At 54.9% G+C, this 14,920-nt stretch carries 15 protein-coding genes; 12 read left to right on the forward strand and 3 right to left on the reverse strand.

Translation table 11 applies throughout. The features are described 5' to 3' along the window. Positions 1–10: 10 nt before the first annotated feature. The gene (locus ONV78_RS26555; protein ID WP_279507501.1) at positions 11–1,414 is read left to right on the forward strand and encodes a pectin acetylesterase-family hydrolase; all 1,404 of its coding nucleotides are present in this window, start codon (positions 11–13) and stop codon (positions 1,412–1,414) included. Between the two features lie 114 nt (positions 1,415–1,528). Here the strand turns inward: ONV78_RS26555 and ONV78_RS26560 are convergent, their stop codons facing one another. Further along, positions 1,529–2,239, reverse strand: a complete 711-nt coding sequence (locus ONV78_RS26560) for a hypothetical protein (protein ID WP_279507503.1) — start codon at positions 2,237–2,239, stop codon at positions 1,529–1,531. A gap of 183 nt (positions 2,240–2,422) precedes the next feature. On the opposite strand from ONV78_RS26560, the gene ONV78_RS26565 reads away from it, so the two are divergent. The 6 genes from ONV78_RS26565 to ONV78_RS26590 all read left to right on the forward strand — a co-directional run bounded on the left by ONV78_RS26565 (position 2,423) and on the right by ONV78_RS26590 (position 7,587). Continuing rightward, positions 2,423–2,863: a hypothetical protein gene (locus ONV78_RS26565; protein ID WP_253938751.1), complete on the forward strand. Its 441-nt coding sequence runs from the start codon at positions 2,423–2,425 to the stop codon at positions 2,861–2,863. 138 nt (positions 2,864–3,001) lie between these two features. Further along, positions 3,002–3,577 carry a sigma-70 family RNA polymerase sigma factor gene (locus ONV78_RS26570; RefSeq protein WP_216740317.1) on the forward strand — a complete coding sequence of 192 codons (576 nt, stop codon included), beginning with the start codon at positions 3,002–3,004 and terminating at the stop codon, positions 3,575–3,577. After that, positions 3,562–4,326 (forward strand): hypothetical protein, encoded by a 765-nt coding sequence (locus tag ONV78_RS26575; protein ID WP_279507506.1) that lies wholly within the window; start codon positions 3,562–3,564, stop codon positions 4,324–4,326. Before ONV78_RS26570 ends, ONV78_RS26575 begins: the two co-directional genes overlap by 16 nt. A 120-nt stretch (positions 4,327–4,446) precedes the next feature. Further along, positions 4,447–5,028 (forward strand): hypothetical protein, encoded by a 582-nt coding sequence (locus tag ONV78_RS26580; RefSeq protein WP_279507507.1) that lies wholly within the window; start codon positions 4,447–4,449, stop codon positions 5,026–5,028. A 268-nt stretch (positions 5,029–5,296) separates the two neighbouring features. Next, positions 5,297–6,967, forward strand: coding sequence for a carbohydrate-binding module family 20 domain-containing protein (locus tag ONV78_RS26585; protein WP_279507509.1), 1,671 nt, complete (start codon positions 5,297–5,299; stop codon positions 6,965–6,967). Between the two features lie 200 nt (positions 6,968–7,167). Then, positions 7,168–7,587 carry a hypothetical protein gene (locus ONV78_RS26590; RefSeq protein ID WP_216740313.1) on the forward strand — a complete coding sequence of 140 codons (420 nt, stop codon included), beginning with the start codon at positions 7,168–7,170 and terminating at the stop codon, positions 7,585–7,587. Positions 7,588–7,640: 53 nt separating this feature from the next. Here the strand turns inward: ONV78_RS26590 and malZ are convergent, their stop codons facing one another. After that, entirely contained in the window at positions 7,641–9,449 is a 1,809-nt protein-coding gene (gene malZ / locus ONV78_RS26595) for a maltodextrin glucosidase (protein ID WP_279507511.1), read from the reverse strand. 141 nt (positions 9,450–9,590) lie between these two features. Here malZ and ONV78_RS26600 point away from each other — a divergent pair, with 141 nt between their 5' ends. The 3 genes from ONV78_RS26600 to ONV78_RS26610 all read left to right on the forward strand — a co-directional run bounded on the left by ONV78_RS26600 (position 9,591) and on the right by ONV78_RS26610 (position 12,234). Beyond that, positions 9,591–10,022 (forward strand): CAP domain-containing protein, encoded by a 432-nt coding sequence (locus ONV78_RS26600; RefSeq protein ID WP_279507512.1) that lies wholly within the window; start codon positions 9,591–9,593, stop codon positions 10,020–10,022. A gap of 57 nt (positions 10,023–10,079) precedes the next feature. Then, a complete protein-coding gene (locus ONV78_RS26605) occupies positions 10,080–10,676 on the forward strand; it encodes a DJ-1/PfpI family protein (protein ID WP_279507514.1) in 597 nt (198 codons plus the stop codon). Positions 10,677–10,857: 181 nt separating this feature from the next. Beyond that, positions 10,858–12,234, forward strand: a complete 1,377-nt coding sequence (locus tag ONV78_RS26610) for a patatin-like phospholipase family protein (RefSeq protein ID WP_279507516.1) — start codon at positions 10,858–10,860, stop codon at positions 12,232–12,234. Between the two features lie 32 nt (positions 12,235–12,266). Here ONV78_RS26610 and ONV78_RS26615 read toward each other — a convergent pair whose 3' ends face one another. Next, positions 12,267–13,244, reverse strand: a complete 978-nt coding sequence (locus ONV78_RS26615; RefSeq protein ID WP_279507518.1) for a GGDEF domain-containing protein — start codon at positions 13,242–13,244, stop codon at positions 12,267–12,269. A 106-nt stretch (positions 13,245–13,350) separates the two neighbouring features. On the opposite strand from ONV78_RS26615, the gene ONV78_RS26620 reads away from it, so the two are divergent. Beyond that, the gene (locus ONV78_RS26620) at positions 13,351–14,022 is read left to right on the forward strand and encodes a hypothetical protein (protein ID WP_279507519.1); all 672 of its coding nucleotides are present in this window, start codon (positions 13,351–13,353) and stop codon (positions 14,020–14,022) included. 126 nt (positions 14,023–14,148) lie between these two features. Then, positions 14,149–14,913 (forward strand): Hpt domain-containing protein, encoded by a 765-nt coding sequence (locus ONV78_RS26625; protein WP_216740306.1) that lies wholly within the window; start codon positions 14,149–14,151, stop codon positions 14,911–14,913. The last annotated feature ends 7 nt before the right edge of the window (positions 14,914–14,920 follow it).

Here is a 14,920-nt window from a genome sequence, read left to right on the forward strand (position 1 = left end):
GGAAAAGACAATGCAATCCAGAACAAAAATAAAAACAGCGGTATTTCTAGGTCTTCTTGGCAGTTCAGTTGGCGTATCCGCAGAAATGGGCGACTACTCATTCTGGGATACCTTGGGCAACCTGATCTGGCCCCGGGGTGCGAACAACCCGGTCACGCAGGAGCAGCAAAACGCAGCGCAGTATCCCTTGACGCCCAACCCCTCCGAAGTCGCCGACGGTTTCAATCCCGGCGCTTATCTGCAATGGCAGACCATTCAATTACACCCTGACACCGGCGCAATTTGCGGTAACGGCTCGCCTTATAAATTCTTCGTCAATCGCGTGGCGCACACCAGCAACACGGTAATTTATATGGAAGGCGGCGGCGCCTGCTGGGATTATGAAAGCTGCACCGGTCAGACCGGCATTCGCGGCGCTCGCAATCCCAATGGCATTCCCGACGACTACATGAGCCTGCAGAATCCGTCCGCCAGTCTGGTGAGCCCGTTCGTGTTCCGTCTGCATCCCTGGACCCGCACCAAAACCCAGAACTGGAACATGGTTTACATTCCCTACTGCACTGGGGACATCTATACCGGGGATAAGGTCGCCATCTACGACGACCCCACCGGCGAACATGACCCGCTGGTATGGCGTCATAACGGCGTACGTAACACGCGCGCAGTGGTGGCCTGGCTGAAGAACAACCTGGAGCGTCCCGGACAAATGCTGATGACCGGATGCAGCGCCGGCGGCGCGGGCTCTTTCGCCAACTATCACCCGGTGCGTCGCGATATGGACCCCGGCAAGGCCTACCTGATCAATGACTCCGGCCCCATCTTCCCGGCGCCGGTGACTGGTTCGGAAGAAGAGTATCCGTCCCTCAAACTGCAGAACACCATCCGCAATGTGTGGGGGCTGGACGGCGATGGCGACGGACCTTTGTATTACCTCCGCAACGAATTGCCGTCACTGGACCTGAACGATCTGGGCACGCTGTACACCGCACTGGGCGAGCACTATCCGAACGATCGCCTGGGGCATACGCACTTCTGGGATGACCTCAATTACTCTTCTTATTCCTATGAGCGTTTCTATGACGACATCAATAACGAGCCGGATGAAGAGAAGCGTAAGCAGAGAATTCATCAGCGCTGGTACAAAGACACCAGTCACCTGATGACCTCACTGGACGGCTATGATAACTGGGGCTACTACATTCCGCGCTTCCGCGATGTGAATGAAAGCCACTGCACCAGCATCATCGAGTTCAACAATGCGGACATTCAGGAAGACGGTCTGGAGCTTGGCGACTTCGTGAATAATGTGATGGAAGGCTCCGGCCCGGTCATGTCCGCTTCGGAAGAGGACTCCGTCAGTGATTATCAGAAAGGTTTCAACCTGTTGTACTGGTTGCTGGATCAGTTGCTGTAAACCGCTCTGGTCAGTGAGCTGATACGTTGCAAAAAAGCCCCCATTCGGGGGCTTTTCTTTGTTTGAAGAGACGGGGTCGAAACGGGGAGGGCGGAGCCTTTCCTGCGATCAGGATCAGTTCGTCGCCCCACTGTTGTCCAGCGCGTAGGCTTGTTTGAGTTCTTCGTTCAGGCGCTGGGCGAGATAATCGTCGCGACTAAGGCCATTGGGATAATGGGTCATCGCCAGCACTTCCTTCACTATTTCCGCTTCGCGTTTCTTGTACTCGGCGAATCGAGGGTCCGGGTTGTCCTTGAATTTCTGCATGCGCGCCTCGCCCGCCTGCTTGTACTGCTGAATCAGCTCTATGCCTTTGGCCTTGGCTTCCGGGTCGTTGGGAGTGATTTTCAATAACGCCAGTTTCATGATCAATCCTTCCGCCGCAGAGAGTTTGTGTTCTTTTTCCAGGCGGTCGATGTTTTGTTCCGCGCGGGAGAATTTTTCCCGACGGGTGGCGCTGTCCATCTGCTCCGCATGTTGCAGCAGCTCGCGATAGTCGCGTCCGTAATCGAAGTAGGACTGGTATTCCGCATAACGCTCCAGCGCCTGGTCCTCTAAAAGACTGTCCTGGTCCTTGGAAAGGCTGGAAGGGCGCGCCTGGGCGGAAAAATTTTGCATGCCGATGGGGAGAAACGCGTTGGCGTCATTAACGGCGACGGTGGCTTCGGGAGATGTGCTCGTGTTGGTGTCGGATGGAGACGGGGAGGAGGAACCTCCCAGCAGCCAGGTGGAGAGCCCCAGTGTGGCTGTTATTAGGGCAATGCCGAAATAGGCCTTGGGTGTCATGATCAGTCTCCTTTTTCTTATTTGAATATCCAATGGTGAGAGATCTTCTCATTTACAAATATAGCCCCCTAATCGGGGTTTAATAAAATTTTTTCTTTTTGTGCATCCAAATTGATAACTGGCGTCGTCTTGATAAGTGAAGACATTCGAAAACCCAAAAAACTGATTGAGGAGATGCCTGATATGAAATTCAAAAGCTTTACCGTTCTGGCCGCTGCAATGATGCTGACTGCTTGCGCCGCTAACTCTCAAAATCATGGCGGCGAGCCGGTTTCCAGCAGAGATACGTCTCTCGGCTCCATCATGACCAACAAGCAGGGCATGACGCTGTACACGTTCACCAAAGATGCGGCCGGCGTCTCCAACTGTAATGGCGGTTGCGCGGAAAACTGGCCTCCATTCATGGCGGGTCCATCTGCGCACGATACTGGCAAATTCACCATCATTACCCGCGCTGACGGCTCCAAGCAGTGGGCGTACGAGAGCAAGCCTCTGTACCTGTGGGTGGGCGACCGCGCGCCTGGCGACGTAACGGGTCATGGCGTCAAAAACGTCTGGTTCACAGTGAAAATGGACTCTGCGAAAAGCCATAAGCAAAGCAATTACAGCAGCAGCTACTACTGATCGGCTGAGCTGGCGCGTGCTGGCAGGCGTCTCGTTGGAGGAACGTAGAAACGAAAATCCGTCGCAAACGCCAAGTCCGACTGGTATGCGGCGGCTACCTGGATATAATGCCTGGGAACCTTCGGGGGAATCGATCAGGTGAACTCAATTCAGGAGCCGTCGTTGAAGACTGCAACCGACACAGATTGGTCCGTGGAGCTGGCGCCGCTGTTGCGCCGCATCGTGGACCAGGACCGAGCCGCGCTGAAGCGTCTGTATGATTTAACCGGCGCCAGGTTAATGGGCGTCGCCATGCGCATACTGCAGGATGAAGGCGAAGCCGCCGACCTGTTGCAGGAAGTGTACATGAAGCTGTGGCGGCAAGCGTCCCAGTATTCAGGAGCCGGGTCCGCCTGGGGCTGGCTCTGCGTGCTGACCCGCAACGCCGCGCTGGACAAGCTGAAAAGCAGACAGCGCAAGCGTGAAGATCTCATGGATGATGTTGAGCCGTTGATGGCGGATCTGGCTGGCGAGGGCTGCGGGCTGGCGGACCAGGAAGGCATGCGGCAGTGCCTCGAAAAATTGAATGAAGAGCCTCGTAAAGCGATTTTATTGTCTTATATCCACGGATACAGCCACGGCGAACTGGAAACTCGGCTAGAGCGCCCGTTAGGGACGATCAAAGCCTGGATCAGACGCGGACTGCAGGAGTTAAAACAATGTCTCGAAGCATGAGATATAAAAACGCCACAGTTTGCGACCATCTGGCGAGTCAATATGTGGCGGGGGCGATGAGCGCCCGAGTTCGTCGACGCATGGAAACCCTGATGCGCGACTATCGTGAAATGGATACGGCGGTGGCCTACTGGTCAGACTTGATGACGCCGATGCAGGATAGTCTGCCGGCGCAACAACCGCCTGCGGATCTGTGGGCGAAGATAGACGCCGCGACGGCGCCGGCCGTGAAACCTCAAGCAGCCAGGACGCAGGCGCAGGTAGCCAAAACCAGTTGGCTGGCCAGTTTCTGGGAAAATCTCGCCATGTGGCGTTTCTCCGCGATGGCGGGAACGGCGGCGTCAGTGGTGTTCGCGGTGGCGTTGCTTTGGAACGTCATGGGCGGCGCGCCGGGACGAGGAGCTGATTACATGGCTCCAATGAGTCGCAACGGTCAGGTGGCGCTGGTGATCTCCGCCTATAAGGGCGAGGAGCCGGGAACCTCTCAGTTGGTGACCCAATGGTCCAAGCGTTTCCAGGACAAACCTTCAGGCCCGCTGCATTTGTGGGCGGAGAAGATGGATGATCATAGTCTGGTGTATCTGGGGCAGATTGACTCAGGTAAAGAAAACTGGACCCTGACCTCCGCGGAATGGAAAGTCATCGCCAACAGCAGCCGTCTGTTGATCAATGACAACCCTTCCACGCTGGATGTCGCCGCAGTTACCTTTGAAGGTCCTTGCGTCCAGCTGAACGCCTGGAAGAGCTAAAAGGCTGGCGTCCCGAGTAAAGCTGGACAAGCTGGGATAGATGGATAGAAAATGCGCGGAATCTGATTAATGATAATCAGGCCGCGCATTTTTTTATCTCCGAAATTCAGAGGCAGTACCATGGAAAACCCGTATCAGGCGCCGCAGGCTGAGCTGGATACGCACAGCGAATCTTCAACTCCCTTCTTCACCACCTCGACTACCAAGTTGATTGTCTTATACATCGCTACGCTGGGTTTATACCGTCTCTATTGGTTTTACAAACACTGGAAAGCGCTGCAGGTTCACGAAGGTCTTAAAGTCGCGCCGGTATGGCGCTCCATATTCAGCATCTTCTTCACGCATTCTCTTTTCAAATATATCGCTAACAGTCATCAGGAACAGGGCCTGGGAACCTGGAGCGCTCACGCCATGATGGCGACCTTGTATGTGCTGATGACGGTAGGGGGCGAGATTGCCGCCCGTATACCGGCGAGCGACGTTTTTGGCGTCTGGGATATAGCGCTGCTCGTGACATCTGTTATTCCTCTTTACACGCTGTATGAGGCGCAAACCTATGCAAACCGCGCCAATCAAGATCCTGACGGGAAGAGCAACAGCCGTTTCAGCCCCTGGAATATTCTGTTCATCCTTATGGGGCTCGCTATTTGGGGCGTGGTCGTGTTGGGCGTGCTAGCGCAATACACCGCCATTCTGGACTGATAATTCCGCACATCTCCCCGGGAGTCATGGTTCGTGACTCCCCAATCTCCCCCTCAAATTCCCCCTCTAAACTCCACTTGGATGGATGTCCGTTCACGTCGTCGCGACTAATGTTACTCCGTGGATGCGCGCGGGTGTTTAACCTCGACGGGCCATCCATGTAAGGAGTTAACAATAAAAAGCTTGCGGGAGAGCTGACATGGTCATGGATAACGTAAATAACAAGAATGCCGATAGCAGGTTGGGCGAGGGCGTGAGGCGGCTTGCAATGGCGGCAGCCTGTGCGGGTACGCTGTGCGCTGCCGGCAATGGCTATGGCGAAGTGAATCGTCATGCCTCAGTAATGGTGCATTTATTCGAATGGAGCTGGGAGGACGTGGCGCAGGAGTGCGAACAGTATCTGGGGCCGAAAGGATTTACTGCGGTGCAAGTATCTCCGCCGCAAGCTCATATCGGAGGCGCGCAATGGTGGACCCGCTATCAGCCCGTCAGCTATGTGCTGACCAGTCGTAGCGGCGACCGCGAGCGTTTCCAGACTATGACGCAACGGTGCGCCGCGGTGGGCGTGGATGTCTATGCGGACCTGGTGATCAATCATATGGCCTCCACCGGGTTCGACTTTCCTGACGTCCCGTATGGCGTTAATGACTTCCATAACTGGAACTGCGGCGGCATTAACTACGGCGACGCCAATCAGGTTTGGAACTGCGATCTGGTGGGCTTGAAGGATTTGAAGACCGAAAGCGATTACGTGCGCGGCAAAATTGCGGATTATATGAACGACCTGATCAGCCTGGGGGTGAAAGGCTTTCGTATCGATGCCGCCAAGCACATTCCGCCTGCGGACATTGAGAATATCCTCAGTCGCGTTCAGGGTTCCCCCTATATCTTTCAGGAAGTAATCCGAGCCTCAGGAGAGGCGGTGCAACCAGAGATGTACACCCATATCGCCGATGTCACTGAGTTTCAGATGGAGCGAGATCTGGCCTGGCATTTTCGTAATGGCCGCATGGCGAACCTGGCTGACTTTTCCCAGTGGGGAGACCGCTTGGCCAGCAGCGACGCCATGGTGTTCGTCGCTAACCACGACGATCAACGCCAGCACCCGGAATGGGCGCTGACCTGGAATGATCCGCAGGGCATGTACTATCTCGCCCATATTTTTATGCTTGCTTATCCCTACGGCTATCCCAGAGTGATGTCCAGCTATTACTTCAATGACCACGATCAGGGGCCGCCTAATTCCGGTCCGCATACCAGCGGCGCCTGCGGCGTGGACTGGGTGTGCGAGCACCGCTGGGGCGGGATTGGCAATATGGCGAAATTCCGTCAGGCCACCGCCGCCAAAGCTTATATTTCCAATGTGTCCCGCGACGGCGACAATCGGCTGGCCTTTGGACGCGGCGGGCTCGGCTTTGTGGCGCTGAACAATGACACCGGGGTGTGGAGCGCCTCGCTGGACACCGGCTTGCTGGCGGGAGAATACTGCGACATTCTGCATGGCGATTACGTTAAAGGCGTCTGCACCGGCCCCACGGTTTTCGTGGACAACGCGGGCTATGCTTCCATAAATGTCGCCGGCCGCGACGCCATGGCGATTCATGTGGAGGCCAGGGTGGCGGATTGCCCGCAGTGTCAGTCACAAAGGGTGGATGTCTCTTTTACCTGCGATAACGGCCAAACCCAATGGGGACAAAGCGTTTACGCCATAGGCAGTCTCCCTGAACTGGGCGGCTGGAGCCCCGCAGGCGCAGTCAAGCTCGACCCATCCGCCTATCCGGTATGGAGCAGCGTCATTTCTGTCCCCTCAGGATCGCAGGTCGAGTGGAAATGCCTGAAGCGGGACGAAAACAACGCAGGTGCGGGAATTGAGTGGCAGCCCGGAAGCAATACGGTATTCAACAGTGACTTGGTCAACGCCACCCGTGGCGGCTGGTAATTAAAAAATCCGATTGAAAGCTCATGACTGAAAATGAGCCACTGAAAAGACAAGATCCGGCTTCGCCGGGTCTTGTTTAGGTGAGATTCTGAGTATCTGATTGTAGCTTCACGCACTTCTCCTGAGTTTCAAAAAGAAAGCTGCTCTATACTTTCCCGTTAATTTCTCTGGATACCCGTCCCCCAAATGCGCGATGAGTCATGTTGAACAAGAAAAAATTCCTAACTGAGTTGGCGTTGAAAAATGCGGCATTGTTGTTGGTATTTGCGCCGGCGATGATTCTGTTTACCCTGGATAGCATGCAGCATATGGAGGCGGGCAATCAGTCCGCCATTCTGGCGGTCATCGGGTTATTGATGGCGTCGGCGATTGTGGGGATATTCGAGACCACTTATCAGAAGTCCGTGTTGGAGAAACCGCTACAACGCTGGTTGGCGCACTTGACCAAGGCGTTGCTGTATCTTGGCGTGACGGAGTTGATGGCCATCGCGATCGCTGCAGTGGGAACCACTTATCCGTTCTGGGACGATCCATTGATCTGGGCGTTATCGCCGATTTATCTGGCCTTGTATCTGTTTGATTGCTGGGACGGTTTGATCGCTGCGGACAGCCTGTCCTGATCATCGTATAGGGCCTGGAATCCAGGGATTCAACAGGCCCTATACGTGCGAGCTTATTCCGGCGCCAGGATGCGCAAGGACTTGGAAGGCAGGGAAAGCGTCAATGCGTGCCCATTCGTGGTGAAAACCTCTCTGCTGAACAGATCTCGCCAGCGACTTCCCGGCGCGCCCAGCAATCGCGTATCCAGTGACGTGGTAGAGGCGTCGCCACGATTGGCGGCGATGATCAGCGACCCTTCCTGAGCCGTTCTGGCGAAGCAATAGCTGTCTGCATCCGCCCCCAAATCCAGATGTCCGCCCCGGCTCAGGGCGGGAGTATCTTTTCGCAGGGCGATCAGGGCTTTACACCAGTTCAGAATGTCCATATCCCAACGTTCCCGATCCCAGGGGAAGGGGCGACGACAGTCCGGGTCTCCACCGCCGGGCAGCCCGATTTCATCGCCGTAGTACAGACAAGGCGCGCCGCTGTAGGTGAAAAGTAGACCCAAGGCCAACTTGTACAGGTCGCGATCGCCTTGCAGCAGGGTGAGAAAACGGGGCGTGTCATGGGTATCCAGCAAGTTAAGCTGGCTCAATTGAATTGGGCAGGGAATCGCCGCGCGCGCCCCCGCCAGCCAGGCGGCGAATTCGCGCCCGTCAATGGCTCCCGGTTGTCCGGAAATATCCAGACCAGCCAGCCAGGCGCGAAGAGGGTGGGCGAAACCGTAGTAGTTCATCGCGCCGTCTTCTTGGTCGCCTTGTAGCCACTCCGTCGCTTCAAAGAAATGTTCGCCCAGCAGATAAGCCTGCGGCGCTTCCTGTTTAACGCACTCGCGCATGCCGCGCATATGCGTTGCGTTATTGTGGGCGCTGGGACCGTCGCCCAGCATATGCACGGCGTCCAGACGCCAGCCGTCGATGGCGTAGGGAGGACGCAGCCAATGGCGAAGAATGGCGTTGTCGCCCGAGTACATGCTGGCCGCCACTTCCGGGTTGGCGTAATTCAACTTGGGCAGGCTTTCGAAGCCTTTCCAGGCGGCGTAGCGACCTTCGGAGTCAAAATTATAGAACGCGCGATAGTGCTCGTCGCCCGCCTGCGCTTGCTGAAACCAGGGATGATGGACGGATGTATGATTGACGACGGCGTCCAGTATCAGCCGCATATCCCGCGCCTGGGTTTCTTTGCGCAGGCGCAGCAGTGCGGGCTCGCCGCCAAGGCGCGGCTCCACTTGGCTGTAATCATCCGTGTCATAGCGATGGTTGCTGTGAGAAGCGAAAATCGGGTTGAGATAAATCGCGCTGACGCCCAGTTCATCCTGCAAATACGGTAAAGCGTCAACCACGCCGTTCAAGTCGCCGCCGAAGAATTCTGACGATCCCTTGGACGGATCTGGGATTGTGTTCCAGTCGCTGAGGGGCGTCTGCTTTTCATGTTCATTAAGTCCTTTGTTACTCGATGCGGAATCACCGTCGCCGATGCGAAACCGGTCTGGAAAGATCTGGTAGAAAACCTGATTCCATACCCATTGTGGCGTTTGTAGGCCCTGTACATGTTTGAAGTGAAAAGAACGTGAACGAATTCGAGGATGCAGGCCGCCAGCGTCGAGACAAAACTGCCGCTTTGCGCAGATAAATTTGAATAGATAATAGGTGGTTGCAGCGCCAGGATTAATGGGAATTTCAACCCGCCAGTATTGCGCGTCCGCTTTGGTTTCCACTGGCTCCAGGGCGGTTAAATACTCTTCATTGTCCAACTCATAGCGAATCCAGCCGCTGTTAATCGTTGCGCCTGACGCTGTGCGCACGCTGATGCGAAGCCGTCCGTCCTCCAGTATCTCGACATCGGTGAGAGGGTGGTGATGGGCGATGAAATCGGTTTGCATCGTAGCGTACTCCGGCGTTAAAAATTAGTCGGGCTTTGTGAAGGCGTTCTGGGTATGCTAGTGACGCAATGCGCGTTTGGCATCAGCCGGCGACCTGCGCGTTCTACGCCCCCCAAGAGAAGGATTCATCAGAGGCCAGGTATGAGCCAAATTGCGCAGCACTGGCTGCAATTGATCAACGACGCCAGAGCGCAAAGCCGTTATTGCGGTGAGATGTTTTGCGAGATTGCGCCGCCACTACTGTGGAATGAGCGCCTGGCGCTGGCGGCTGAAGAACATTGTCGGGATATGGCGGAGAACAACTTTTTCGACCACATTGGCGGCGACGGCTGGCCAGTGGGAGAGCGGGCGACGCGCAACGGCTATGTGTGGTCGCGGGTGGCGGAGAATATTTCCTTTGGCCATCTTCCGGTGGAAGAGGTCATCGTCGGCTGGTTGGGCAGTCCGGGTCATTGCGGCAATATCATGGCGCTGGAATATACTGATATGGGAATGGCGTGTGTCTGCGATGATAAAGCGCCTGCAAGCAATTATTGGACGCTGGTGCTGGCGCGTCCGTTGTCGTCGAGTTGACCGCGCCCGTTGTGCGAGCGCCATGATCGACCAACAGAGTATGAATAGCGGGGCGATATGAAGATAGCCATTGTCACATGCGACGGATTCAATGAAATGGACTCCTTTATGGCGCTTACCCTGCTCAATCGGGTGAAGCGGCCGGGCTGGCGGGCGGAACTGGCTTGCCCTTCCATGCACGCCTTGTCGATGAATGGCGTCAAGATCACTGCGCAGCGACCGCTGATGTTCGCCAGCGAGGCGGATGCAGTGTTGTTCGGCAGCGGCGTACAAACCCGCGAGCATGTGAAAAATGACAGTATTATGTCGGCGTTTCATCTTGACCCGGAATATCAGCTGATCGGCTCGCAATGTTCCGGCGCTTTGTTTTTACATAGCCTGGGACTGCTGAAGGATACGCCGGTCTGCACGGATGCGACCACGGGACCGGTTTTGCAGAGCCTGGGCGCCCAGGTGGTGGAGGGCCCGTTTCACGCCAAGGGAAATATCGCCACTGCGGGAGGCTGCCTGTCCGCGACCTATCTGGCCATGTGGGTGATCTGGCGCAGCCTGGGAGAAGAGGCGGCTAGAGATGCGATCGCTTATGCGGCGCCGGTGGGACAAAAGGAGCTTTACGTAGACATGGCGACCCAGGCGATTGCCGCATTCATCTGATTTCCATGTGGAATAGGTTATAGTGCGCGTTGGGTTAAGTATGGCGTTATCGGCTTTTATCAATAAAACCCACGCGTTGAGGCAGTCCGAGGCGCGGCGAAAAATGGTCGTTATACGGCGGCTCCCTGGTATTAAACGCGTTTAAATCAGAGACATGTATTCGTTAGTCAGATCCAGCAGTGTGTTGATTCTTCTCGCAGCGTTATGCAGCGGGTGTGCGAGCCAGTTCAAGCCGCAAAACGAACCGATTAAGTCCTACAGCAGCGACCACGCCTATAGCTTCCGCACTTACCAGCGCGACAATGACTTGGGGGAAACCCTGTTGATCCTGGCTTTCTCCGGCGGCGGCACGCGGGCTTCTGCGTTGTCCTATGGGGTCATGGAGGAGCTGAAGGACACACGCATTGAAATCGATGGCGTCAAAACCCGCTTGCTGGATGAGGTGGATTATATCTCCGCCGTATCAGGAGGCAGTTTCACCGCGGCCTATTACGGATTGTTCGGCGACAAGCTGTTTTCGGACTACGAGAAAGTATTTCTCCGTCAGAGTGTGCAGGGCGCATTGCTGTGGCAGTTACTGAGCCCGGGATACTGGTGGCGTTCGCTGTTCACCCGCTTTGACCGTACGGAAATGGCGGTTGAATACTATGACAACTATATCTTCAGGGGCAGGACCTTCGCCGATATCCCCTTGAGTCGCCGTCCTTTCATCAATATCAACGCGACGGATCTCAGTCAGGGGAACCGTTTCTCCTTTGATCAGGATACTTTTGATCTGCTGTGCTCGGACCTGAACAAGTTCAATGTAGCGCGAGCGGTGACGGCGTCCTCGGCGGTGCCGGTAGCGTTTCCTTCCATCGTATTGAAAAACCACGGCGGCGACTGCGACTTGAGCGAGTCCGCCATGTTCCGAATGTTGAATGAATCCAAACCGCTGGATATTCGCCAACAGGAACTGGTCAGCGGTCTGCTGTCCTATAACGACAGCAAACAGCATCCTTATATTCATCTGGTGGATGGCGGTATTTCGGATAACCTGGGGTTGCGAGGGGTGATCGACGGTCTGCAGCTGGCTGAACTGGAAAACGCCGCTCAGGATCACACCAAAAAAGTAAAGCGGGTGGCGGTGATTCTGGTGAATGCGGAAGTTCGACCGAAACGAGGCATCGACGAAAGCCCCAACAAGCCCTCCATTACGGACACCATTGACGCAGTCACTAATGCGCAAATCCAGCGTTATAACGTGGAGACCCGGGCGATTCTGCAGGATCAGGACGACCGCATCGTCCGGGGGTTTCAGCGCTTCGGGCGCATTCCTTATTACTTTATCGAAGTCAATTTCCAGTCCTTCTCATCGCCTTCGTTGAAAGAGTTCTTCAATAGCCTGCCGACCTCACTGGAATTGAGTAACCGGGAAATCGACACGCTTATTCAGGCGGGTCGCTCCTTATTGCGGAATTCAGAGGAGTACTCGGAGTTTCTGGAAAACTTCACGACAGAAATGCCGGACGGGCACATTGAAATCAGGATTGATGATTTAACTGATGAAGATGAGTGATTCTATTCCGCGCAAATGCTGACATCTTTTTCTCAATAACACTCCACGTCATCCATCGGACTTTGTTTATGGCGCAGCGCGTCGTTGTACACGATGGCGGCGCCGGCGTCGGATTTTGCTTGATACAACGCCAGGTCCGCGCTTTCAATTAGCAGTGGCGTCGGGCATTCCGGAGTCACTCGCGTGAAGCCGATATTGACGTTGATTTTGCCGGCGGGGAAGGGGTGAGAGGCGACGTTTTTGCGAAAGCGCTCCAGAGAGGTTTCTACGCCTTCCTTATCCGTCTGATTCACGATGACCACGAATTCCTCACCATCAAAGCGGAACAGCAGGTCGGAAGAACGAAAGCCCTTTTTCAACAGTAACGATATCTGCAGCAGGGTCTCATCGCCATTGCTGCCATTGGCGGGCGTTGCATGGTCGATATCCAGTAGTGCAAGCCAGGAGGACTGGGTTGCTTCCTCAGGTTGCTTCAGATGATAGAAGTCGACCACCTGCTCCAGTGTTCTGTCCATGGTTTGCCGGTTTAGCAAGCGGGTGAGCGGGTCTCTTTCTCTGGCGTCGAGCAACGCCACCTGGTTGCTGTAGACGCCGAATAAGCCTCGTATTACTTCAAAGTCATAAGTGCTGACCGCGCCTTTTATCAGGATTATCCGGCGGGGCTCCAGGGCGCTGGCGACGTCGTAATAAATCGTCGGCGCGGCGCTTCCCACCCAATATCCCACGCCGCCGCGAGATTCAGCGGCTATCTTCTTGAGTACGTCAGCATTTTGATTGTCGAAATCATCGTTGCTGATAAGAGGAAAGCGTCGGACCAGCATCTCTTTGCGCTGGTTTGAACTATGGGAGGCCGGCGGCGCGGCGCTGAATATCTCGTAAGCGGAAACCTCATCAACACCTTCGATGCTACGCAGGAGGCTGATCAGATTCTGTGTTAAATCGTGATAAGACTGGTTTTGCAACAACTCAGCAGAGAGCTGGAATGCTTTCTGCAAATCCTCTGTCGACATGGCGGCGTCCTATCCGTCCGGGAATGAACATATTAAGAATAGATGTAATCCCAGTGGGGCGCTATTAAAATTTCCGGTTCTGATTTATGGATAGACGCCCTGGAAGATGAAGCAAGTACCTCTAAATCCCGATGATGAAAAACTGTGTCAGACGATATTTTTCTATAAGCATGAGGTTGATGGCCGTGAGACGGTAGTACCTCGAATCAACTATTTGCTGATGTTAAATACTCCCTGTATGGACGCCGCAGAGGAAGAAATGCGCAACGTTAAGCAAATACTGGCAGACGCAGAGAATCCCGAAGAGGACATAAAAGTACTGTTCAGCGTATGTAATTGGCGCCCCCACATCGTGGGCTGTTTGGCGATGTGCTATTTGCCTCGCAACGACACTCTGGTCGAATCCCTATGGGAGTTGTTAGCCGGACAATCCTGGGCGGCTCCGCAGATCGCCGCTACAGTGTCCATGGTCGATAGGAACTTTGCTGGCAACGCCGCCCAAAGGTTGTCCAATACGAGATTGGTCAACACTGGTTTGGAGCTTAATACCGAGCGACGCAAGCTGGTGGGTTCTCTCAACTTGGCAAAGAGTTTCCTGGCGCTATGGAGTTTGCTGGAAGAAGTTGACGCCGAGGCGGATGTATTGCATCAAACGAGGCTTATTGAGCTCAAACAAGACTTGAAGCGCCTTGAGCGGTCTCCCGCCTCAGACATCGCCATAAACTGGAGAAGACAGTTGCAAACACTGATGCGCAGCGTTCCGCCTGAGCAAATATAAACACATTGTCCGGCGCGAAATTCCGATATCGCAATCTTTACAATAACTCTGCGCTGGAAGTGCTAGGATTAATAGCATTCAATTAAAATTAGCATTGGTGAATGCTATTGAAAGAAGGTGGTCTGGATGGCAATGGATACCGAGACCTTCGCCTCTATTCTGGCGAATATGCGGGAACGTTTCCTGCAGGAGCTGGATGAGCGTTGCAATAAGCTGGAAGAGTTGATTCTGACGCTGGAAAGAGATGGCGCGAATAAGGAAGTGTTCAACGAACTCTATCGCGGTATCCATAATGTGAAAGGGGCGGGGGGTACTCATGGCCTGAATGTGGTGACCACCATTTGCCACCAATTGGAAAGCTTTCTTGCCGAGCTGGGCGCCAACGCCGCTCTGGACGCCAGCTCCGCCAACAATGCGCTGGCTTATCTTGATCTGCTGCGCCGGGTCAGCGTGGTTCACCGCAGCGAACTCATGCAGCAGTCGGACATCGAAAGTGAGCTGGAGCGTCTGAACCACCGGGTGCTGGAAAAACGCAAATCCGGCTTACTGGCGGAGTCTTCACAAACACTGGCCAGTTACTACCAGCAAGCGCTGGAGCCTCTTCCGGTGCGCCTGGTATGGGAGCAGAACGGCTTGAGCGCATTGGGACGCCTGCTGCGAGAACACTTCGATTTCATTATCGCCGGCGGCGAACTCAAAGAACTCAACAGCCTTGCGGTCGTCGCCGCTTTGCGCGCATCGCAAACCCGCAACCACAAAATCCCCGCCATACTCATCACCAGCCGCCAGGGCCTCAAAACGGAAGAAACCCAATTCGACGCCATCCTCTCCAAAAATAAAGAACTGCCGGAAAACTTATTGTCGGCGGTGCGGAAAGCGCTGTCGTTGTGATTTTTCG

Source organism: Hahella sp. CR1 (assembly GCF_029813005.1).
Taxonomy (GTDB): domain Bacteria; phylum Pseudomonadota; class Gammaproteobacteria; order Pseudomonadales; family Oleiphilaceae; genus Hahella.

Excerpts from the sequence above, each read along its gene's own strand:
- ONV78_RS26555 (WP_279507501.1), top strand. The coding sequence starts at position 11 with ATGCAATCCAGAACAAAAATAAAAACAGCGGTATTTCTAGGTCTTCTT.
- ONV78_RS26560 (WP_279507503.1), bottom strand. The coding sequence starts at position 2,239 with ATGACACCCAAGGCCTATTTCGGCATTGCCCTAATAACAGCCACACTG.
- ONV78_RS26565 (WP_253938751.1), top strand. The coding sequence starts at position 2,423 with ATGAAATTCAAAAGCTTTACCGTTCTGGCCGCTGCAATGATGCTGACT.
- ONV78_RS26575 (WP_279507506.1), top strand. The coding sequence starts at position 3,562 with ATGTCTCGAAGCATGAGATATAAAAACGCCACAGTTTGCGACCATCTG.
- ONV78_RS26580 (WP_279507507.1), top strand. The coding sequence starts at position 4,447 with ATGGAAAACCCGTATCAGGCGCCGCAGGCTGAGCTGGATACGCACAGC.
- ONV78_RS26585 (WP_279507509.1), top strand. The coding sequence starts at position 5,297 with ATGGCGGCAGCCTGTGCGGGTACGCTGTGCGCTGCCGGCAATGGCTAT.
- ONV78_RS26590 (WP_216740313.1), top strand. The coding sequence starts at position 7,168 with ATGTTGAACAAGAAAAAATTCCTAACTGAGTTGGCGTTGAAAAATGCG.
- malZ (WP_279507511.1), bottom strand. The coding sequence starts at position 9,449 with ATGCAAACCGATTTCATCGCCCATCACCACCCTCTCACCGATGTCGAG.
- ONV78_RS26600 (WP_279507512.1), top strand. The coding sequence starts at position 9,591 with ATGAGCCAAATTGCGCAGCACTGGCTGCAATTGATCAACGACGCCAGA.
- ONV78_RS26605 (WP_279507514.1), top strand. The coding sequence starts at position 10,080 with ATGAAGATAGCCATTGTCACATGCGACGGATTCAATGAAATGGACTCC.
- ONV78_RS26615 (WP_279507518.1), bottom strand. The coding sequence starts at position 13,244 with ATGTCGACAGAGGATTTGCAGAAAGCATTCCAGCTCTCTGCTGAGTTG.
- ONV78_RS26620 (WP_279507519.1), top strand. The coding sequence starts at position 13,351 with ATGAAGCAAGTACCTCTAAATCCCGATGATGAAAAACTGTGTCAGACG.
- ONV78_RS26625 (WP_216740306.1), top strand. The coding sequence starts at position 14,149 with ATGGCAATGGATACCGAGACCTTCGCCTCTATTCTGGCGAATATGCGG.